We start from the raw sequence: 15,971 nt of genomic DNA on the forward strand, positions 1-15,971 counted from the left end.
AACATTAAAAGCTACACTTCGGCTGTTATACTTTGTTATATTTGGTTTTTAGCTAACAAAATAATCATGCGAAAAAACCTAATTTCTATATTTATAATATTTATTTCCTGCACGTTTTTACATGCTCAAAAACCCAAAACCCCTTCCTCTTCAGAGATATACCAATCTATTCAAAAACTCAATTTTTTAGGTACTGTTTTATATGTAGCGGCACATCCGGATGATGAAAATACACGCCTCATTTCATACATGTCTAACCATGTAAAAGCGCGAACAGGCTATTTATCGTTAACTAGAGGCGATGGCGGCCAAAACCTTATAGGCCCGGAAATAAGGGAGCTTTTAGGCGTTATACGAACCCAGGAATTATTGGCTGCAAGACGTATTGACGGCGGCGAACAGTTTTTTACCAGAGCTAACGATTTTGGGTATTCAAAAGACCCTGAAGAAACCTTAACTATTTGGGATAAAAACGAGGTTTTAAGCGATGTGGTTTTGGCCATTCGTCAATTTAAACCAGACATCATTATTAACAGGTTCGACCATCGAACTCCGGGTACAACACACGGGCACCATACCAGTTCTGCCCTATTAAGTATGGAAGCTTTCGATCTCGCAAACGATAAATCCGCTTTTTCTGATTTACTAAAAGACGCTAGCGTCTGGCAACCAAAACGTTTGTTTTACAACACAAGCTGGTGGCGTTATGGCAGTAGGGAAGCATTCGATAAAATTGATAAAAGCAATATGATTAGCGTTGATGTGGGCACCTATTATCCGCTTAAAGGGTTATCAAATAACGAAGTTGCCGCTTTGGCAAGTAGCCAACATTTATGCCAAGGTTTCGGACGCTTATCGCAACGTGGCTCGCAAGAGGAATATATCGAACTTTTAAAAGGCGACCCATTAACCGATGACGACAATATTTTTGCTGGTATTGATACCTCATGGAACCGTGTAAAAGGGGGAAAAGCCATCGGTGATATCTTATATGAAGTTGAAAAAAACTTCAATTTTAACAATCCATCGCAACATATTCCGCAATTGCTTGAAGCTTTTAAAATGCTTCAAAACATTGAAGACACCCATTGGAAAACCCAAAAATCAAAAGAGTTAAAAGCCATAATTGAAATGTGTGCCGGTTTGTATTTAGAAGTTTCTGCCGATACCAATTGGGCTACTCCAAACGAAAAAATCAATTTAAATATTGAAGTGTTAAACCGCAGCAATCTTCCAATAAGTTTGGTGAGTTTAAACAATTCAAACGATTTGATTATTTCAAAAAATATCGCTTTAAAAAGCAATGTGAAATACAATTTTAAAGAAGTTATAAAAATCGATAAAGATGAAAGTCCCACCACACCCTATTGGCTAAGCGAAAAGGGCACTTTGGGCATGTATAAAGTTAACGACAGCAAATTAATAGGCCTGCCCGAAACACCTCGGTTTTACAATATCGATTTCAATCTTTTAATCAATAAAGTCCCTTTAACCATCACAAAACCCATAGTTCACCGATACTCAAAACCGGAAAAAGGCGAATTATACAAACCTTTTGAAGTCATTCCTGAAGCATCGGCCAAAATCACCGAAAAAGTCATCATTTTAGACAATGACAAACAACGCGATATAGCCGTGGTTGTTAAAGCGGGAAGAGACAACCTTGTGGGATCTGTTGAAGTTTGTCATCCAAACGATTGGAGTGTTTATCCTAAAAATCAAAAAGTTAACATTAAGCATAAAGGCGAAGAACAAACCCTTGTGTTTACCGTTATTCCACCTAAAAACGAGAGCGAAGGCTACATGAGCCCAATAGTTACAATCAACGATAATTTATACACCAAAGAACTTATTGAAATAGATTACGACCATATTCCCTTTCAAACCGTTTTATTACCCAGCGAAAGCAAAATTGTACGCTTGGATATCAAAAAGAAAGGTGAAAATATTGGCTATATTCAAGGTGCCGGCGATGTGGTTCCCGAAAGTTTACAGCAAATTGGATACAACGTGTTAACTATAAAACCAGAGGATATCAATGCCGAAATGCTCAGTAGATTTGATGCTATAGTGGTTGGTATCAGGGCTTATAATGTACTTGATGATATACAATTTAAACAACAACAATTATTCGATTTCGTTAAAAATGGCGGCAACATGATTGTACAATACAACACCAGTCGCGGAATTAAAGTTGACCATTTAGCGCCTTACGATTTAAAATTATCTCGAGACCGCGTTACGAATGAAAATGCCGAAGTCCGTTTTTTAAAACCAGAGCACCCTATTCTTAATTATCCCAATAAAATCACACAAAAAGATTTTGAAGGCTGGACCCAAGAGCGCGGTTTGTATTTTCCTGATGAATGGGCTAACGAATTTACGCCAATTCTTTCCATGAACGATAAAAATGAATCGCCAAAAGATGGCAGCTTATTGGTTGCCAAATACGGAAAAGGCCATTATATATACACAGGATTAAGCTTTTTTAGGGAATTCCCAGAAGGGGTTTCCGGCGCTTACCGATTATTCGCCAATATGCTTTCCATTGGTAAAGAAGATTTAAAATTAGAAGCTAAACTAAACGATTAAATATGACAGAAGACAAACCGGAAAAACAACCTTGGCTCAAGCTTTATTCTATAGTTTTAATTGCCAATGCCATTTACATTTTAGTGTTTTATTTAATCATGCAAGCGTTTTAATATGCAAACATTAAATTGGATTGATTGGGTTGTTTTAGCTGTTACACTATTTACTATTGTAGGTTATGGCACATGGAAAACAAGGGGCAGAAAAAGTGCACATGATTATATAAAGGGCGGCAATACAACAAAATGGTGGACCATTGGTTTATCGGTAATGGCCACTCAAGCCAGCGCTATTACCTTTTTATCTACAACGGGTCAAGCGTTTTCAGACGGTATGGGCTTCGTGCAATTTTACTTCGGCTTACCTATTGCCATGGTTATAATTTGTTTGGTATTTATTCCGCTGTACCATCGCTTAAAAGTATACACCGCTTACGAGTTTTTAGAAAACAGATTCGATTTAAAAACCCGAAGCCTCACCGCTATTCTGTTTTTAATCCAACGTGGTTTAGCTGCAGGTATTACCATTTTTGCACCCGCCATTATTTTATCCGTGGTCTTGGGATGGAATATCACTTACCTTAATATCGCCATTGGCGTTCTGGTTATTATTTATACCGTTTCCGGTGGCACAAAAGCGGTTACGGTTACCCAAAAGCAGCAAATGTTTGTCATTTTTGCGGGCATGCTTGCCGCATTGTTTATTATTTTAAACTTAATTCCAGAAGACGTATCGTTCACCAAAGCACTCGATATTGCCGGTGCAAGCGGGCGAATGGACGTTTTGGATTTTTCGTTCGATTTAGAAAATCGATACACCGTTTGGTCCGGATTAATTGGCGGAACATTTTTGGCTCTGGCGTATTTTGGAACAGACCAAAGTCAGGTGCAACGCTATCTTTCGGCTAAATCGATGAAAGAAATGCAAATGGGATTGATTTTTAACGGCCTGTTAAAAGTGCCGATGCAATTCTTTATTTTGTTGGTGGGCGTTATGGTGTTTGTATTTTATCAATTTAACCCTGCGCCATTAAACTTTATTGATTCGTCGACTGAAAAAGTTTTAACTTCGGAATATGCGCAGCAATATCAAAATCTTCAGCAAAAGCAAAATACCCTTTTCAATGAAAAGAAAGCCCTGAGCATTCAGCTTTCAAAACATGATGATGATGAATTACGACAAGATTTATTCGTAATGGATAGCATTGAAAAAACACATCGTTTGGAATCAAAATATTTGATAAAACGAGCCATTGATACCGCTTATGCCAATAAATACGACAAGTTAAATACCGAATTATTAGCCTTGGAAAACAACAAAAGCAGCGAGGCTTACAAAGAGAAAAAAGAAGAATTAAGGGCTTGGTATAACGAATCTGCAAAAGACACCCAAACCAACGATAGGGATTACATGTTCATCACTTTTATCTTAAAATACTTGCCCAAAGGTTTGATAGGCCTATTGTTGGCGGTTATACTTTCTGCTGCCATGTCATCGACCGCATCCGAGATAAACGCTTTGGCAACCATTACGTCCATCGATTTATACGGCAGAAACCTAAAAGAAGAAAAGGATGAAAAACACATGGTTAAAGTTACAAAACTGTTCACCTTACTTTGGGGAATAATAGCCATAATAATTGCTTGTTTTGCAAATCTAGCCGAAAATTTAATACAGCTCGTAAACATTATCGGGTCTATATTTTACGGTAATGTTTTGGGTATTTTCCTGTTGGCGTTTTTCTTTAAATTCATTAAAGCCAATGCTGTTTTTATGGCCGCATTAATTACACAAGCTATCGTTATAATTGGATGGTGGCTCGATTGGATGCCTTATTTATGGCTCAACTTATTCGGTTGTGTTTTAGTGGTTTTAATTGCATTTTCAATCCAACTTTTACAAAAGAACAATGAGAGAATCAACTCCAAATAAAACCATAAATTGGGGTATTATAGGCTTAGGCAATATCGCCAATAAATTTGTCCAGGATTTGTTAACGGTTGAAAATGCTAAACTTTACGCCGTTGCATCACGATCGTTGGACAAAGCAACCGAATTTGCTCAAAAACACAAAGCGAATATAGCCTATGGCAGCTACGAAGCTTTGGCAAAAAACCCAAATATTGATGCTGTTTATATAGCAACACCACACGTTTTTCATAAAGAAAACACGCTACTTTGTCTAGAAAACGGCATTGCTGTGTTATGCGAAAAACCTTTAGCGATGCATGTCGAGGAAGTGGAACAAATGATAGCGAAAGCCAAAGAAAAAAAGGTACTTTTAATGGAGGCGCTTTGGACTTATTTTTTACCGCATTATCAATTAGTATTAAAGGAAATAGCAAACAAAACATATGGTGACGTTTTAAAGTTGGAAGCCGATTTTGGGTTTAAATCCAATCACAGTAAAACCACTCGTGTTTGGGACAAATCTTTGGGCGGCGGCAGTTTATTGGACATTGGCATCTACCCTATTTTTGCAGCGCTATCTACTTTAGGAAAACCAAAACACATAAAAGCTGAAGCTACATTTGCCGACACGGAAGTTGACTCTAGTTGCGACATTGAATTTAATTACGATAAAAATGTTACGGCCATTTTAAAAAGCTCATTTTTAGAGGACACACCCACCGAAGCTAATTTTTATTGTGAAAACGGAATGATTAAAATCAATACCCGGTTCCATGGTCCAACTACAGTGAGCATAACCGATTTAAACGGCAAAGAAAAAACCATCGATTTTAATTGCAAAACCATTGGCTATAACTACGAAATTGAACATTTTAACAATCTACTCAGAGCACAAAAAACCGAAAGCGACATCATGACTTTTGCCTTTAGCAAACAGCTTATTAAAACTTTAGATGACGTAAGAAACCTAATAAATCTTCATTACTAACAACTAAAAAGACTAGTTATTATTACTTTAAGTTAATTTCATTTGTCTATATGTAAAGTTTGTTTTACTTTTGATTTATCAATCATATAAATCAAATTAAAACGAACAGTTATGAAAACAAATTATTTATTACCAAACAAATTAAAACCCCTAGGTTGGATTCTTTTTATAGGGGGAATTATTTCAGGACTTATTATTGTATTCTCCAATTACGAATACGAACCATTAAAAGCAAAAGTATTATCTATTTTTAATGAAGGCTTTTTAGGGTCTTCAGAAATGGAATACTTTAAAATTATTGAAACTGGTATATCTGGTGAATTAGCCTCCGTTGCCATTATAATAGGTGGTTTGATTATTGGTTTTTCAAAAGAAAAGGTTGAAGATGAATTTATATTCAAGCTTAGAAAAGACTCTTTGGTATGGGCGATTATTTTTAATTATTTTATTTTGTTATTAGCCATCGTTTTTATTTACGATCTTACTTTTTTTCATGTCTTGGTTTACAACATGTTTACGCCCTTATTGTTCTTTATTATCCGCTTCAACTTTTTAAAACTAAAATCGAGGAGCCATGAAGAATAATATAAAAGTACAGCGCGCCATACACGATTTAACCCAAGCGGATCTGGCAAAAAAAATTGGCGTGAGCAGACAAACCATTAACGCTATGGAAAAGAATAAATATGTACCATCAACCGTGTTATCGCTTAAAATAGCAAAGCTTTTTAAAAAACCTGTGGAAGACATTTTCTTTTTAGAAGACAACGACTAACAAAACTAAAAAGAACCATGGCAAGCACACGCGTTAACGATTGCAGCGACATCCTTTTTTAAAGAAGTAAAAAGTACTTTGTTTGAGCTAAAATTAACAGATGGCCACGTCGTTCCTCCACGGTATGACCTAAAAAAGATACAGCGGAAAGCGTGTTAAAACGCCCAACTACTCGATACAATTTCGATAAAAAAAGCGCAACGGTTTAAAGTTGCGCTTTTTAATTTTTACAAAAAGCCTAAGACTCTAAGAAGCCTAATTTACATCGCGCCCCATTCGGCAAGCGAATCTTTATTCATTTTTACGTAATCGGCATTTCCGGCTTTTTCTGCCGCAGCTAAAGATTTTTTAGCCGCCGCAATCGCGCCCGCTTTATCGCCTGCTTTAGCGTATATTAAAGATTTTTGCCTTAGTTGCCAAAAACGAGGATTATCGGTCATACTCATGGCTTTATCAATCCATTCTTTGGCCTTAGTAATATCTTTTCCTTCGCTTAAATAGTAGGTTGCCGCAGCATAATAATCGTTAAAACCCGGGCCGTTTAAAGTTTTTTCAATAGCCGCAGAAACAGCTTTATCGGTTGGCACCGTAAATGGAACAGCTACATAGGTTTTTTCCCAAATAAATTCTAAAGTTGCACTACTATTGGTGATGTTATTGATATCCATAGTAAAGGTTTCAACATTAAAAGGAATCGGGTGTACTTCAGCACTTACTCTGGCTGCAACCTTACTTTCATCTAACTCAGCAGGTGCACCGCCTCCGTTATAATCGGTATAAAAAACAACGTCCCAAGAATCTGCTTGAGGAATTGTAAAAATCGCATACGATCCTGCTTTTAGTGCTTGCCCATCTACAGCAACATCTTCGCTAAAAGTTATTTTTGTTCTGGCATTGGCACCCGTTCTCCACACTTTTCCGTAAGGCACTAAATCTCCAAAAACGGTTCTTCCTTTAACGCCGGGGCGAGAATAGTCTAGGTTTACAGTCGTTAATCCAACCATTTGTTCCACCTTTGATGATGGACTTGGTTGTGGTGTTTCAATTTGCGCATTTACCGAAAAAGCCATGGTAAATGCCATTAAAATTAATAGTAGTTTTTTCATTTTTAGTTTTTATTAGTTAATTAAATAGTCATTTATAATCCTATAAAATTACGCAATACAAATGCTTTTATTGTTAACAAAAGCTTAAAAAAACATGAATGTATTCTTAACTAATCGCGGTGATGTCAGCATTTCAACATGCATTTACTGCTTGATTAGTACTGTTTGCATATTTACAAAACAGGTATTTGTTATTTGAATTAACTTCAAAATTTTTGGTTTTAATTTTATAAAAGAACAATTATCTAATTACCTTTAGTATAAGATAAACTCAAAAACAGATGAAAAAAAAGCTTAATCAACTTGCGGCTACTGCAATTTGCGGCAATGATATTAGTTCATCCTGTTTATATGTTTCGGCTTTAGCTATTGTTTATGCTGGACAATATGCGTGGATTTCGCTACTTATGGTTTCCATCGTCCTTTTTTTATTTAGAAAAATTTATGGTGAAGTTGTTGGCGCATTACCGCTAAATGGTGGTGCATATAACGCTTTATTAAATACTACAAAAAAATCAACAGCTTCATTTGCTGCCGCATTAACTGTGTTATCCTATATGGCTACGGCTGTAATTTCGGCTAGTGAAGCCGTAAAATATGCTCATGGTTTATGGGGCGGGATTCCTATATTGTATATCACCATACTTTTATTGGCCGTATTTATGGCCTTGGCAATTTCAGGTATTGGAGAATCATCAAAAGTTGCTATAGTAATTTTTGTTTTTCACCTCTGTTCATTGGTTACACTTTGTTTGTTCAGTATATACTTTCTTATCAACCATGGCTTTGATGTGCTTTATTCAAACTTTAAAGCGCCTTTAAAAGGCAGTATTACAATGGCTTTGTTTTTTGGCTTTGCAGCAGCCATGTTAGGCATAAGTGGTTTTGAAAGTTCTGCCAATTATGTTGAAGATCAAAAAAAAGGAGTGTTTCCAAAAACATTAAGAAATATGTGGATTGTAATAACCGTTTTTAACCCTTTGTTGGCATTTTTAGCTTTATCAATAATTCCTATAGCTACGATAAATGCAAATGAAGAAACCTTATTGTCTTTTATGGGCAACTTAACAGGTGGGCAATGGCTTTTATATTTAGTGTCCGTTGATGCAGCTTTGGTACTAAGCGGCGCTGTATTGACCTCGTATGTGGGTATAGGCGGATTGGTAGAACGTATGGCACTAGATAGAATTTTACCAAGTTTTTTATTGAAAAAGAACAAAAAAGGAAGTTCTTTTTTAATTTATATCACCTTCTTTTTGTTATGCAGTTCTATTTTAATTATTACGCTTGGAGATTTAAAGGCATTGGCCGGTGTTTATACTATGGCGTTTTTAAGTGTCATGATTTTATTTGCTATAGGAAACGTGTTGCTTAAGGTAAACAGAAACAACTTGCCAAGGCCGGAACGTGCAGGTTGGATTTCAATCGTCATAGCCATTGCGGGCGTAGCCATTGCGTTATTGGGAAATATGATTCTAAACCCGGACTATTTAATCATATTTTTAGATTATTTGATTCCTACCTTACTGGTTGTAGGTTTTATGCTACATAGAACAACCGTGTTAAAAGGGCTGTTATTATTTATTGATTACTTAACGTCTGAAAAACTAGCCATATTCAAAAGCCTGAGCTTCAAAATAAAAAATGCTATTCATAACATTAACAATCAACAATTTGTATTTTTTACAAATCATGACGATGTAGCCACTTTAAATAAAGTATTGCAATATATCTCTGCCAATGAAAACACAAAACGATTAAAAATTGTTGCCGTTTTGAATGAAGACAATCATATAGCTCCAAACCTAAGAAATGATGTACGGGTTTTAGATCGTGCATACCCCTTGATAAATATTGAATTAATTGAAGAAAAGGGGATTTTTGGTCCGGAAAAAATTCAAGAGCTATCCAAACGCTGGAACATCCCTATAAATTTTATGTTTATAGGATCACCTGACGACCAATTCGCATACCGCGTTGAAGAATTAGGGGATGTTCGATTAATCATTTAGCTCAGTTTTAAGTATGCAAGAGCATTACATGTCCTGACAGGTTTATTTTATAAGATAAAAACATTTTGTTTAACATTGTATATGTTTTGTTAAACATTTTATATATTTGCTATCAATTATTTGCTGAATTTGAAACGTTTAATTTCTAAATCAATGGGTAGTGTATAAAAAACATGTCATTTGATATCAAAACAAGGTTTTTTTAGTTCCAATAATTTAATGTTCAACTTAAAAAACGAACAACCAGTTACCATAATACCATTCTGCTGATTTCTATTTTTAACCCGAGGAATTTGCATCAAAATAAAAACAAATGAAAATTCTCGTTACAGGAGCAACAGGTTATATTGGCAAACGGCTAATACCTTTATTAATTCAAAATGAGCATCAGGTAATCTGTTGTGTAAGAGACAAACTTCGTGCTGACGAAAGCTATAAAAACGAATCGCTAATAGAAATTATTGAAGCCGATTTTTTAAAGCCCGAAACACTTAAAAATATACCCAAAGACATCGATGTGGCTTATTATTTAATCCATTCGATGTCCAATTCTTCCAAAGACTTTGAATCGTTGGAAGAAAAATGCGCAAAAAACTTTAAAACCTGTCTTGAAACCACAAAAGTAAAACAGGTGATTTATTTAAGTGGTATAACCAATGAAGAAGAACTCTCCAAACATTTACGGTCCAGACAAAACGTAGAAAAAATTCTCGAATCGAAACACTACGCCACAACAATTTTTAAGGCAGGTATCATTGTTGGTTCGGGCAGTTCTTCTTTCGAAATCATTCGCGATTTAGTTGAGAAACTTCCTTTTATGATTGCTCCAAAATGGCTAAATACCAAAACACAACCTTTGGCGGTTCGAGATGTGCTAGCCTTTTTAAGCGGTGCTGCGGGCCATAACAAACTTTACAATAAAACCTATGATGTTTTTGGGCCCGAAGTATTAACATATAAGCAGTTGTTGCTTCAATTCGCAGAAGTTCGTAACCTAAAACGTTATATTTTAACGGTACCGGTAATGACACCAAAACTATCCTCCTATTGGCTGTATTTTGTCACTTCAACCTCGTATAAATTAGCCACATCGTTGGTTGATAGCATGGGTGTTCAAATTATTGGCAAACCCAGTAATATCAATGAAATTTTAAAGGTTAGCCCGTTAACTTACAAGCAAGCGGTTTCACTGGCATTCGAAAAAATTGAGCAAAATAGCATCATTTCCAGTTGGAAGGACTCCATGGTTAGCAGTGGCCGATTGCCCAACAATTTGCATAAATATGTTAATGTACCCAAATATGGCTGTTTTAAAGATTATAAAGAACGACCTGTGGAAAATCCTAAAAAAACCATTGATAAAATTTGGGCCATTGGCGGTAAAAACGGATGGTATTACGGTTCTTTTTTATGGCGCATACGTGGTTATATCGATAAAGCTGTTGGCGGTATTGGTTTACGCAGAGGCCGTACAAACCCAACCGAACTCCATGCTGGCGATGCTTTGGATTTTTGGCGGGTCATTTTTGCCGATAAAACCCAACAAAAACTGTTGCTTTACGCAGAAATGCGATTACCCGGTGAAGCTTGGTTGGAATTTAAGATTGAAGAAGGTGTTTTAAAACAAACCGCTACGTTTAGACCCCGTGGGCTCTGGGGTCGACTGTATTGGTACAGCGTATTACCGTTCCACGGATTCATTTTTAAAGGCATGATAACTAAGCTCTCCAAAACACAATAAGTTTTCCTTATAGTTCGATAAATATTTTTGTTTAAGTTTTAACACAACATATTAAACATTTTTTATATTTGTATTATTAAGTTTAAAATGGTGTTACACATCATACCATTTTCAATATTAAAACAATTAAAAGACAAGAATTATGGATTTAATCAATAGAGCACTAGAGTTTGAACAACGAAAAATGAGATCGCTTTCAACATCAGATAGAGTAAAAATTTCGAGGGAAGCCAAAGCGTTAATTTTGGATTTAAACCAAGTATATAAAATTAAGAAAGACGAAAAAATTATGGATATAATGAAGCGTTTAACGGCTATTAAACGTAAAGTAGAAAAACGCTTGAAGGGAGCGCCATTAACCGCTTAATTTTTCAAATAATAGCGATTTTAAAAACCGTTTTAAACAAAATATATTAAATTTTATATAATATTTCTCTCTATAAAACAGAAATGACGCAGATTTTATTATATTGTCGAATTGTGAAATATCTAACATAGATTCACACCAATATAATTCAAGATAAAATATTAAAAAATATGGAGATTATTGATAAAGCTTTAGAGTTCGAACAACGTAAACACACTTTTAAAACAACCAGTGAGCGTATCGAATCGTCTAGAGAAGTAAAAGATTTAATATTGAGTTTAAATGCCATTTATAAAGAAAATAAAGATCCTGAAATAATGGATTTAATGAAACGCTTAACGGTTATTAAACAAAAAATCGAAAAAAGGCTCAAGGGCAGGCCATAAAACAAAAAAATGCCCTGAAACCATTATGAAAACAATTATTGTTATAGGTGGAAGTAAGGGCATTGGAAAGGCCATTATAAACACATTAGTCAATTCCCATAAAGTCGTAAACATTAGCAGAACCGCTCGAAACTTCGAGCATGCTAATTTAACCCACCACACCTGCGACGTCACCACAGATAATTTACCCGAAATTCAACATGCCGACGGCCTTATATATTGCCCAGGTAGCATCAATTTGAAACCCATTTCCAGATTAAGCATCACCGATTTTAAAAACGATTTTGAAATCAATGTTTTGGGTACCGTAAAAGCCATTCAACATTATTTACCCATCCTAAAAAAAGGAAACAAACCCGCTATTCTGCTTTTTAGTACCGTGGCGGCAACATTGGGCATGCCGTTTCATGCTAGTATTGCCACTGCAAAATCCGGCGTTGAAGGTTTGGTAAAATCGTTGGGTGCAGAACTTGCTCCAACCATACGCATTAATGCCATTGCACCTACCGTTACCAACACGCAATTGGCTTCAAAACTATTGCGAAATGATAAAATGATTGAAAACATAACCGAAAGACATCCACTTAAAAAATTTTTAAACCCAGAAGAGGTAGCAGATATGGCAACCTTTTTAATGTCGGATAAAGCTGCCTCCATGTCTGGACAAATTTTCCAAATGGACTGTGGCATTGTAAGTTTTAAAATATGAATCTACTAAAAACTTTTATGGCTATTTTTTTTTCAAACGAAAACAACCACAAAAAAATGAATATCAATTCTATTTACGATATTGAAATAAATTCACTTGAAGGCAAACCTTTAAAACTTTCAGAATTTAAAGGAAAACACATTCTTTTTGTAAATGTGGCTTCGCAATGTGGATTTACACCGCAATACAAAGCCTTACAGGAGCTGCATGAAGCCTATAAAAACAAACTACAGGTTATTGGCGTGCCTTGTAACCAGTTTGGGAGTCAAGAGCCTGGAAATGCCGAAAGCATAAAATCGTTTTGCGAAAAAAATTATGGCGTTAGGTTTTTAATCACCGAAAAAATTGATGTAAAAGGCAATAACCAGCACCCGCTTTATACTTGGCTAACTCAAAAAGAGAACAACGGACGCAAAAATTCTTCTGTAAAGTGGAATTTTCAAAAATATTTAATCGACAGCGACGGCAATTTAGTGGATTACTATTTTTCAAACACAAGTCCGCTAAGTTTAAAAATCACAAAACACTTAAAATAAAGCTATGTTCGGATTATTTAAAAAGAAAACCGAGGTCCAAAAACTTCAAAAAAAGTATGAAAATCTCATGAAAGAATGGCATAGGCTATCCAGTATAAACCGTTCGGAAAGCGATAAAACATACGAAGAAGCCGAAGCTATTGCCAAACTAATTGAAATTTTAAAACATGAAACTATTTAAATACATTATCGTTTTTTTAATTATCAATTTTGGTGCTTTGGCCATTGGGAGCTGGCTTATGGACAATGGGCCACAAAGCCATTGGTACATTAACCTAAACAAAGCGCCTTGGACACCACCAGGTTGGGTATTTGGAGCTGCTTGGACCACCATAATGGTTTGCTTTTCCATCTATATGGCGTTTCTTTATAAACTATTAACATCAGAAAAAGTCATTGTGCTTTTCAGTATTCAATTTGCTTTAAACGTTGTTTGGAATTACGTCTTTTTCAATCAGCATTTGGTTGCTTTAGGCTTAGCCGTTATTCTTGCATTAACCTTAGTGGTTGCCTTTTTTCTATTGTCATTCAGAAAAGAATTGAAATTAAAAAGTGTATTAATACTCCCCTATTTTATCTGGCTTTGTATAGCCACCTCACTTAACGCATACATTCTCTTTTACAATTAATTAGATGAAAATTTACAGACTTCATAAAAAACAGAATTTACCCATAACCGTTGATGAAGCTTGGGGTTTTCTATCGAACCCTAAAAACTTAAAAACGATTACACCGGATTATATGGGGTTTAACATCCTATCCGGAGCTGATAGACCTATGTTTGCGGGTCAGATTATTCAATATATGGTAACACCCGTTTTGGGGATAAAAACCAAATGGGTAACCGAAATCACCCATAGCGTTAACAAACAGTATTTTGTTGACGAACAGCGTTTGGGCCCTTATGCCTTGTGGCACCATAAGCATTTTATAAAAGAAATTGATGGTGGTGTAGAAATGGAAGACATTATCGATTATAAATTGCCTTTCGGGATAATCGGACAATGGATTCACCCCTTTTTAGTTAAGCCAAAACTGGAAGAAATTTTTAATTACAGAACAAAAAAATTAGAAGAATTATTCGGCACGTATTAATATGAAAGATACAATAAACATATTCTGGTTTCGCCGCGATTTAAGGCTTGACGACAATCACGGGTTATTTGAAGCTTTAAAAGATCAACACCAAGTGCTCCCTATTTTTATTTTCGATTCTGAAATATTAGAAAAATTACCTGAAAACGATGCCCGCGTTACCTTTATTCACAACACCCTTCAAACTTTAAACAGCAAGTTAAAAAATGAGCATGACAGCGGTATAGCAATGTATCACGGTAAACCGATTGAAGTTTTTAAAAGAATTATTGCCGATTACAACATCAAAACGGTTTTTACCAACCACGATTACGAACCCTATGCCAAAACTCGCGATAAAAAAATTAAAGACTTTTTAAACGATAACAACATAGCGTTTAAAACCCATAAAGATCAGGTTGTTTTTGAAAAAAACGATGTCGTAAAAAGCGATGGCACACCCTATCTGGTTTACACGCCCTATATGAAACGTTGGAAAGCCACCTTTACGGATAGCGACATAAAACCTTTCGATTCGGAAAAATTATTGGACCATGTGATTAAAGAGAAATCACTGCCAAATTTAAGTTTATCCGATATGGGTTTTAAAGCTTCAAATCAGCACATAAAACCCTATCAAGTCACTCCAAAATTAATACAAAACTACGAGGCTACACGCAACTTCCCCGCGCAAGATAGCACCTCACGCCTAGGCCCTCATTTGCGATTTGGTACGGTAAGCATCCGCAAAATGATGCAAAAAGCCATAGCGGAATCCCAGGAAGTGTTTTGGCAAGAATTGATTTGGCGCGAGTTTTTCATGCAAATCCTCTGGCACTTTCCGCAGACGCAAACCCAGAGTTTCAAACCCAAATACGACCGTATTGTGTGGCGTAATAACGAAACCGAATTTAAAGCGTGGTGCGCAGGTAAAACGGGTTATCCCTTGGTAGATGCCGGTATGCGGCAATTAAATAAAACGGGGTTTATGCACAACCGGGTACGTATGCTGGTAGGTAGTTTTTTATGTAAGCATTTATTAATCGATTGGCGCTGGGGCGAAGCCTATTTTGCCGAAAAACTACACGATTACGATATGGCAAGCAACATTGGCAACTGGCAATGGGTGGCTGGTTGCGGCGTTGATGCAGCCCCATATTTCAGGATTTTCAACCCAACAACCCAAATTAAAAAATTTGATAAAAACTTGGAATACATTAAAACCTGGGTGCCCGATTTTCAGGAGCTCACCTACCCCAAGGAAATTGTAGAGCACAAAGCGGCACGCGAACGCTGTTTACAGGTTTACAAACAAGCGCTCCAATAACAACACAATGTATTTTTTATAAATGGGTTCAAATATTTAATTAACTTTAAAACATGAACCAAAAAAAATATAAAAATGAACACACAAGACGTAGCGAACAAGTGGGTACAAATGTGTCGCGAAGGTAAAAACATGGAATGTATTGAGGAATTATACGCCGACCATGTGGTGAGTAAAGAAATGCCCGGTGTGCCGTATGGTGAAATTGTTTCGGGCAAACAAAACGTTTGGGATAAAAGCAAACAATGGATAGATAACGTTGTAGAATTTCACGACGGAATCATTTCCGATCCTGTTGTTGCCGGTAATCATTTTACAAGTAAAATGGCGTATGATGTAACGTTTAAAGATCGTGGCAGACAGCAAATGGAAGAGGTTTGCGTATTTGAGGTTAATGATGGCAAAATTGTTTTCGAGCAATTTTTTTACACCATGTGAAAAACTCCA

Annotated in this window: 17 protein-coding genes; 16 read left to right on the forward strand and 1 reads right to left on the reverse strand. The window is 36.0% G+C overall.

The window, feature by feature from the left end; translation table 11 throughout:
* Positions 1-66 precede the first annotated feature (66 nt).
* The 5 genes from RNZ47_RS08900 (at position 67) to RNZ47_RS08920 (ending at position 6,266) form a co-directional block, all read left to right on the forward strand.
* A complete protein-coding gene (locus RNZ47_RS08900; protein WP_311938962.1) occupies positions 67-2,592 on the forward strand; it encodes a PIG-L family deacetylase in 2,526 nt (841 codons plus the stop codon).
* 114 nt (positions 2,593-2,706) lie between these two features.
* Positions 2,707-4,524: a sodium:solute symporter family protein gene (locus RNZ47_RS08905; RefSeq protein WP_311938964.1), complete on the forward strand. Its 1,818-nt coding sequence runs from the start codon at positions 2,707-2,709 to the stop codon at positions 4,522-4,524.
* Positions 4,502-5,491, forward strand: a complete 990-nt coding sequence (locus RNZ47_RS08910) for a Gfo/Idh/MocA family protein (RefSeq protein WP_311938966.1) — start codon at positions 4,502-4,504, stop codon at positions 5,489-5,491. Before RNZ47_RS08905 ends, RNZ47_RS08910 begins: the two co-directional genes overlap by 23 nt.
* 111 nt (positions 5,492-5,602) lie before the next feature.
* The gene (locus RNZ47_RS08915) at positions 5,603-6,076 is read left to right on the forward strand and encodes a hypothetical protein (protein WP_311938969.1); all 474 of its coding nucleotides are present in this window, start codon (positions 5,603-5,605) and stop codon (positions 6,074-6,076) included.
* Positions 6,066-6,266, forward strand: coding sequence for a helix-turn-helix transcriptional regulator (locus RNZ47_RS08920; protein WP_311938970.1), 201 nt, complete (start codon positions 6,066-6,068; stop codon positions 6,264-6,266). The genes RNZ47_RS08915 and RNZ47_RS08920 overlap by 11 nt, the downstream gene beginning before the upstream one ends.
* A 260-nt stretch (positions 6,267-6,526) precedes the next feature.
* On the opposite strand, the gene RNZ47_RS08925 is transcribed toward RNZ47_RS08920, so the two are convergent.
* The gene (locus RNZ47_RS08925; protein WP_311938971.1) at positions 6,527-7,372 is read right to left on the reverse strand and encodes a DUF2911 domain-containing protein; all 846 of its coding nucleotides are present in this window, start codon (positions 7,370-7,372) and stop codon (positions 6,527-6,529) included.
* Between the two features lie 281 nt (positions 7,373-7,653).
* Here RNZ47_RS08925 and RNZ47_RS08930 point away from each other — a divergent pair, with 281 nt between their 5' ends.
* The 11 genes from RNZ47_RS08930 (at position 7,654) to RNZ47_RS08980 (ending at position 15,962) form a co-directional block, all read left to right on the forward strand.
* Positions 7,654-9,384, forward strand: a complete 1,731-nt coding sequence (locus RNZ47_RS08930; RefSeq protein ID WP_311938972.1) for an APC family permease — start codon at positions 7,654-7,656, stop codon at positions 9,382-9,384.
* 313 nt (positions 9,385-9,697) lie between these two features.
* Positions 9,698-11,125, forward strand: coding sequence for an SDR family oxidoreductase (locus RNZ47_RS08935; RefSeq protein WP_311938973.1), 1,428 nt, complete (start codon positions 9,698-9,700; stop codon positions 11,123-11,125).
* Between the two features lie 142 nt (positions 11,126-11,267).
* On the forward strand, positions 11,268-11,492 hold the full coding sequence (locus tag RNZ47_RS08940; protein WP_311938975.1) for a hypothetical protein: 225 nt from the start codon (positions 11,268-11,270) through the stop codon (positions 11,490-11,492).
* A gap of 170 nt (positions 11,493-11,662) precedes the next feature.
* On the forward strand, positions 11,663-11,878 hold the full coding sequence (locus RNZ47_RS08945; RefSeq protein WP_311938977.1) for a hypothetical protein: 216 nt from the start codon (positions 11,663-11,665) through the stop codon (positions 11,876-11,878).
* Positions 11,879-11,903: 25 nt separating this feature from the next.
* Positions 11,904-12,587 carry an SDR family NAD(P)-dependent oxidoreductase gene (locus RNZ47_RS08950; protein ID WP_311938980.1) on the forward strand — a complete coding sequence of 228 codons (684 nt, stop codon included), beginning with the start codon at positions 11,904-11,906 and terminating at the stop codon, positions 12,585-12,587.
* A gap of 17 nt (positions 12,588-12,604) precedes the next feature.
* The gene (locus RNZ47_RS08955) at positions 12,605-13,123 is read left to right on the forward strand and encodes a glutathione peroxidase (RefSeq protein WP_376717821.1); all 519 of its coding nucleotides are present in this window, start codon (positions 12,605-12,607) and stop codon (positions 13,121-13,123) included.
* Positions 13,124-13,127: 4 nt separating this feature from the next.
* The gene (locus tag RNZ47_RS08960) at positions 13,128-13,304 is read left to right on the forward strand and encodes a Lacal_2735 family protein (RefSeq protein WP_311938982.1); all 177 of its coding nucleotides are present in this window, start codon (positions 13,128-13,130) and stop codon (positions 13,302-13,304) included.
* Complete coding sequence (locus tag RNZ47_RS08965; protein ID WP_311938984.1) at positions 13,291-13,752, forward strand: TspO/MBR family protein; 462 nt, start codon at positions 13,291-13,293, stop codon at positions 13,750-13,752. Before RNZ47_RS08960 ends, RNZ47_RS08965 begins: the two co-directional genes overlap by 14 nt.
* 4 nt (positions 13,753-13,756) lie before the next feature.
* Complete coding sequence (locus RNZ47_RS08970) at positions 13,757-14,218, forward strand: SRPBCC family protein (protein WP_311938985.1); 462 nt, start codon at positions 13,757-13,759, stop codon at positions 14,216-14,218.
* 1 nt (position 14,219) lies between these two features.
* Positions 14,220-15,524, forward strand: a complete 1,305-nt coding sequence (locus RNZ47_RS08975; protein WP_311938987.1) for a cryptochrome/photolyase family protein — start codon at positions 14,220-14,222, stop codon at positions 15,522-15,524.
* Between the two features lie 75 nt (positions 15,525-15,599).
* Positions 15,600-15,962 (forward strand): SnoaL-like domain-containing protein, encoded by a 363-nt coding sequence (locus RNZ47_RS08980; RefSeq protein ID WP_311938988.1) that lies wholly within the window; start codon positions 15,600-15,602, stop codon positions 15,960-15,962.
* Positions 15,963-15,971 lie beyond the last annotated feature (9 nt).

Source organism: Hwangdonia seohaensis, assembly GCF_031932625.1.
Lineage (GTDB): Bacteria > Bacteroidota > Bacteroidia > Flavobacteriales > Flavobacteriaceae > Hwangdonia > Hwangdonia seohaensis.

Excerpts from the sequence above, each read along its gene's own strand:
- RNZ47_RS08900 (WP_311938962.1), top strand. The coding sequence starts at position 67 with ATGCGAAAAAACCTAATTTCTATATTTATAATATTTATTTCCTGCACG.
- RNZ47_RS08965 (WP_311938984.1), top strand. The coding sequence starts at position 13,291 with ATGAAACTATTTAAATACATTATCGTTTTTTTAATTATCAATTTTGGT.
- RNZ47_RS08980 (WP_311938988.1), top strand. The coding sequence starts at position 15,600 with ATGAACACACAAGACGTAGCGAACAAGTGGGTACAAATGTGTCGCGAA.
- RNZ47_RS08910 (WP_311938966.1), top strand. The coding sequence starts at position 4,502 with ATGAGAGAATCAACTCCAAATAAAACCATAAATTGGGGTATTATAGGC.
- RNZ47_RS08935 (WP_311938973.1), top strand. The coding sequence starts at position 9,698 with ATGAAAATTCTCGTTACAGGAGCAACAGGTTATATTGGCAAACGGCTA.
- RNZ47_RS08905 (WP_311938964.1), top strand. The coding sequence starts at position 2,707 with ATGCAAACATTAAATTGGATTGATTGGGTTGTTTTAGCTGTTACACTA.
- RNZ47_RS08920 (WP_311938970.1), top strand. The coding sequence starts at position 6,066 with ATGAAGAATAATATAAAAGTACAGCGCGCCATACACGATTTAACCCAA.
- RNZ47_RS08950 (WP_311938980.1), top strand. The coding sequence starts at position 11,904 with ATGAAAACAATTATTGTTATAGGTGGAAGTAAGGGCATTGGAAAGGCC.
- RNZ47_RS08930 (WP_311938972.1), top strand. The coding sequence starts at position 7,654 with ATGAAAAAAAAGCTTAATCAACTTGCGGCTACTGCAATTTGCGGCAAT.
- RNZ47_RS08925 (WP_311938971.1), bottom strand. The coding sequence starts at position 7,372 with ATGAAAAAACTACTATTAATTTTAATGGCATTTACCATGGCTTTTTCG.
- RNZ47_RS08975 (WP_311938987.1), top strand. The coding sequence starts at position 14,220 with ATGAAAGATACAATAAACATATTCTGGTTTCGCCGCGATTTAAGGCTT.
- RNZ47_RS08940 (WP_311938975.1), top strand. The coding sequence starts at position 11,268 with ATGGATTTAATCAATAGAGCACTAGAGTTTGAACAACGAAAAATGAGA.
- RNZ47_RS08955 (WP_376717821.1), top strand. The coding sequence starts at position 12,605 with ATGGCTATTTTTTTTTCAAACGAAAACAACCACAAAAAAATGAATATC.
- RNZ47_RS08970 (WP_311938985.1), top strand. The coding sequence starts at position 13,757 with ATGAAAATTTACAGACTTCATAAAAAACAGAATTTACCCATAACCGTT.
- RNZ47_RS08960 (WP_311938982.1), top strand. The coding sequence starts at position 13,128 with ATGTTCGGATTATTTAAAAAGAAAACCGAGGTCCAAAAACTTCAAAAA.
- RNZ47_RS08915 (WP_311938969.1), top strand. The coding sequence starts at position 5,603 with ATGAAAACAAATTATTTATTACCAAACAAATTAAAACCCCTAGGTTGG.
- RNZ47_RS08945 (WP_311938977.1), top strand. The coding sequence starts at position 11,663 with ATGGAGATTATTGATAAAGCTTTAGAGTTCGAACAACGTAAACACACT.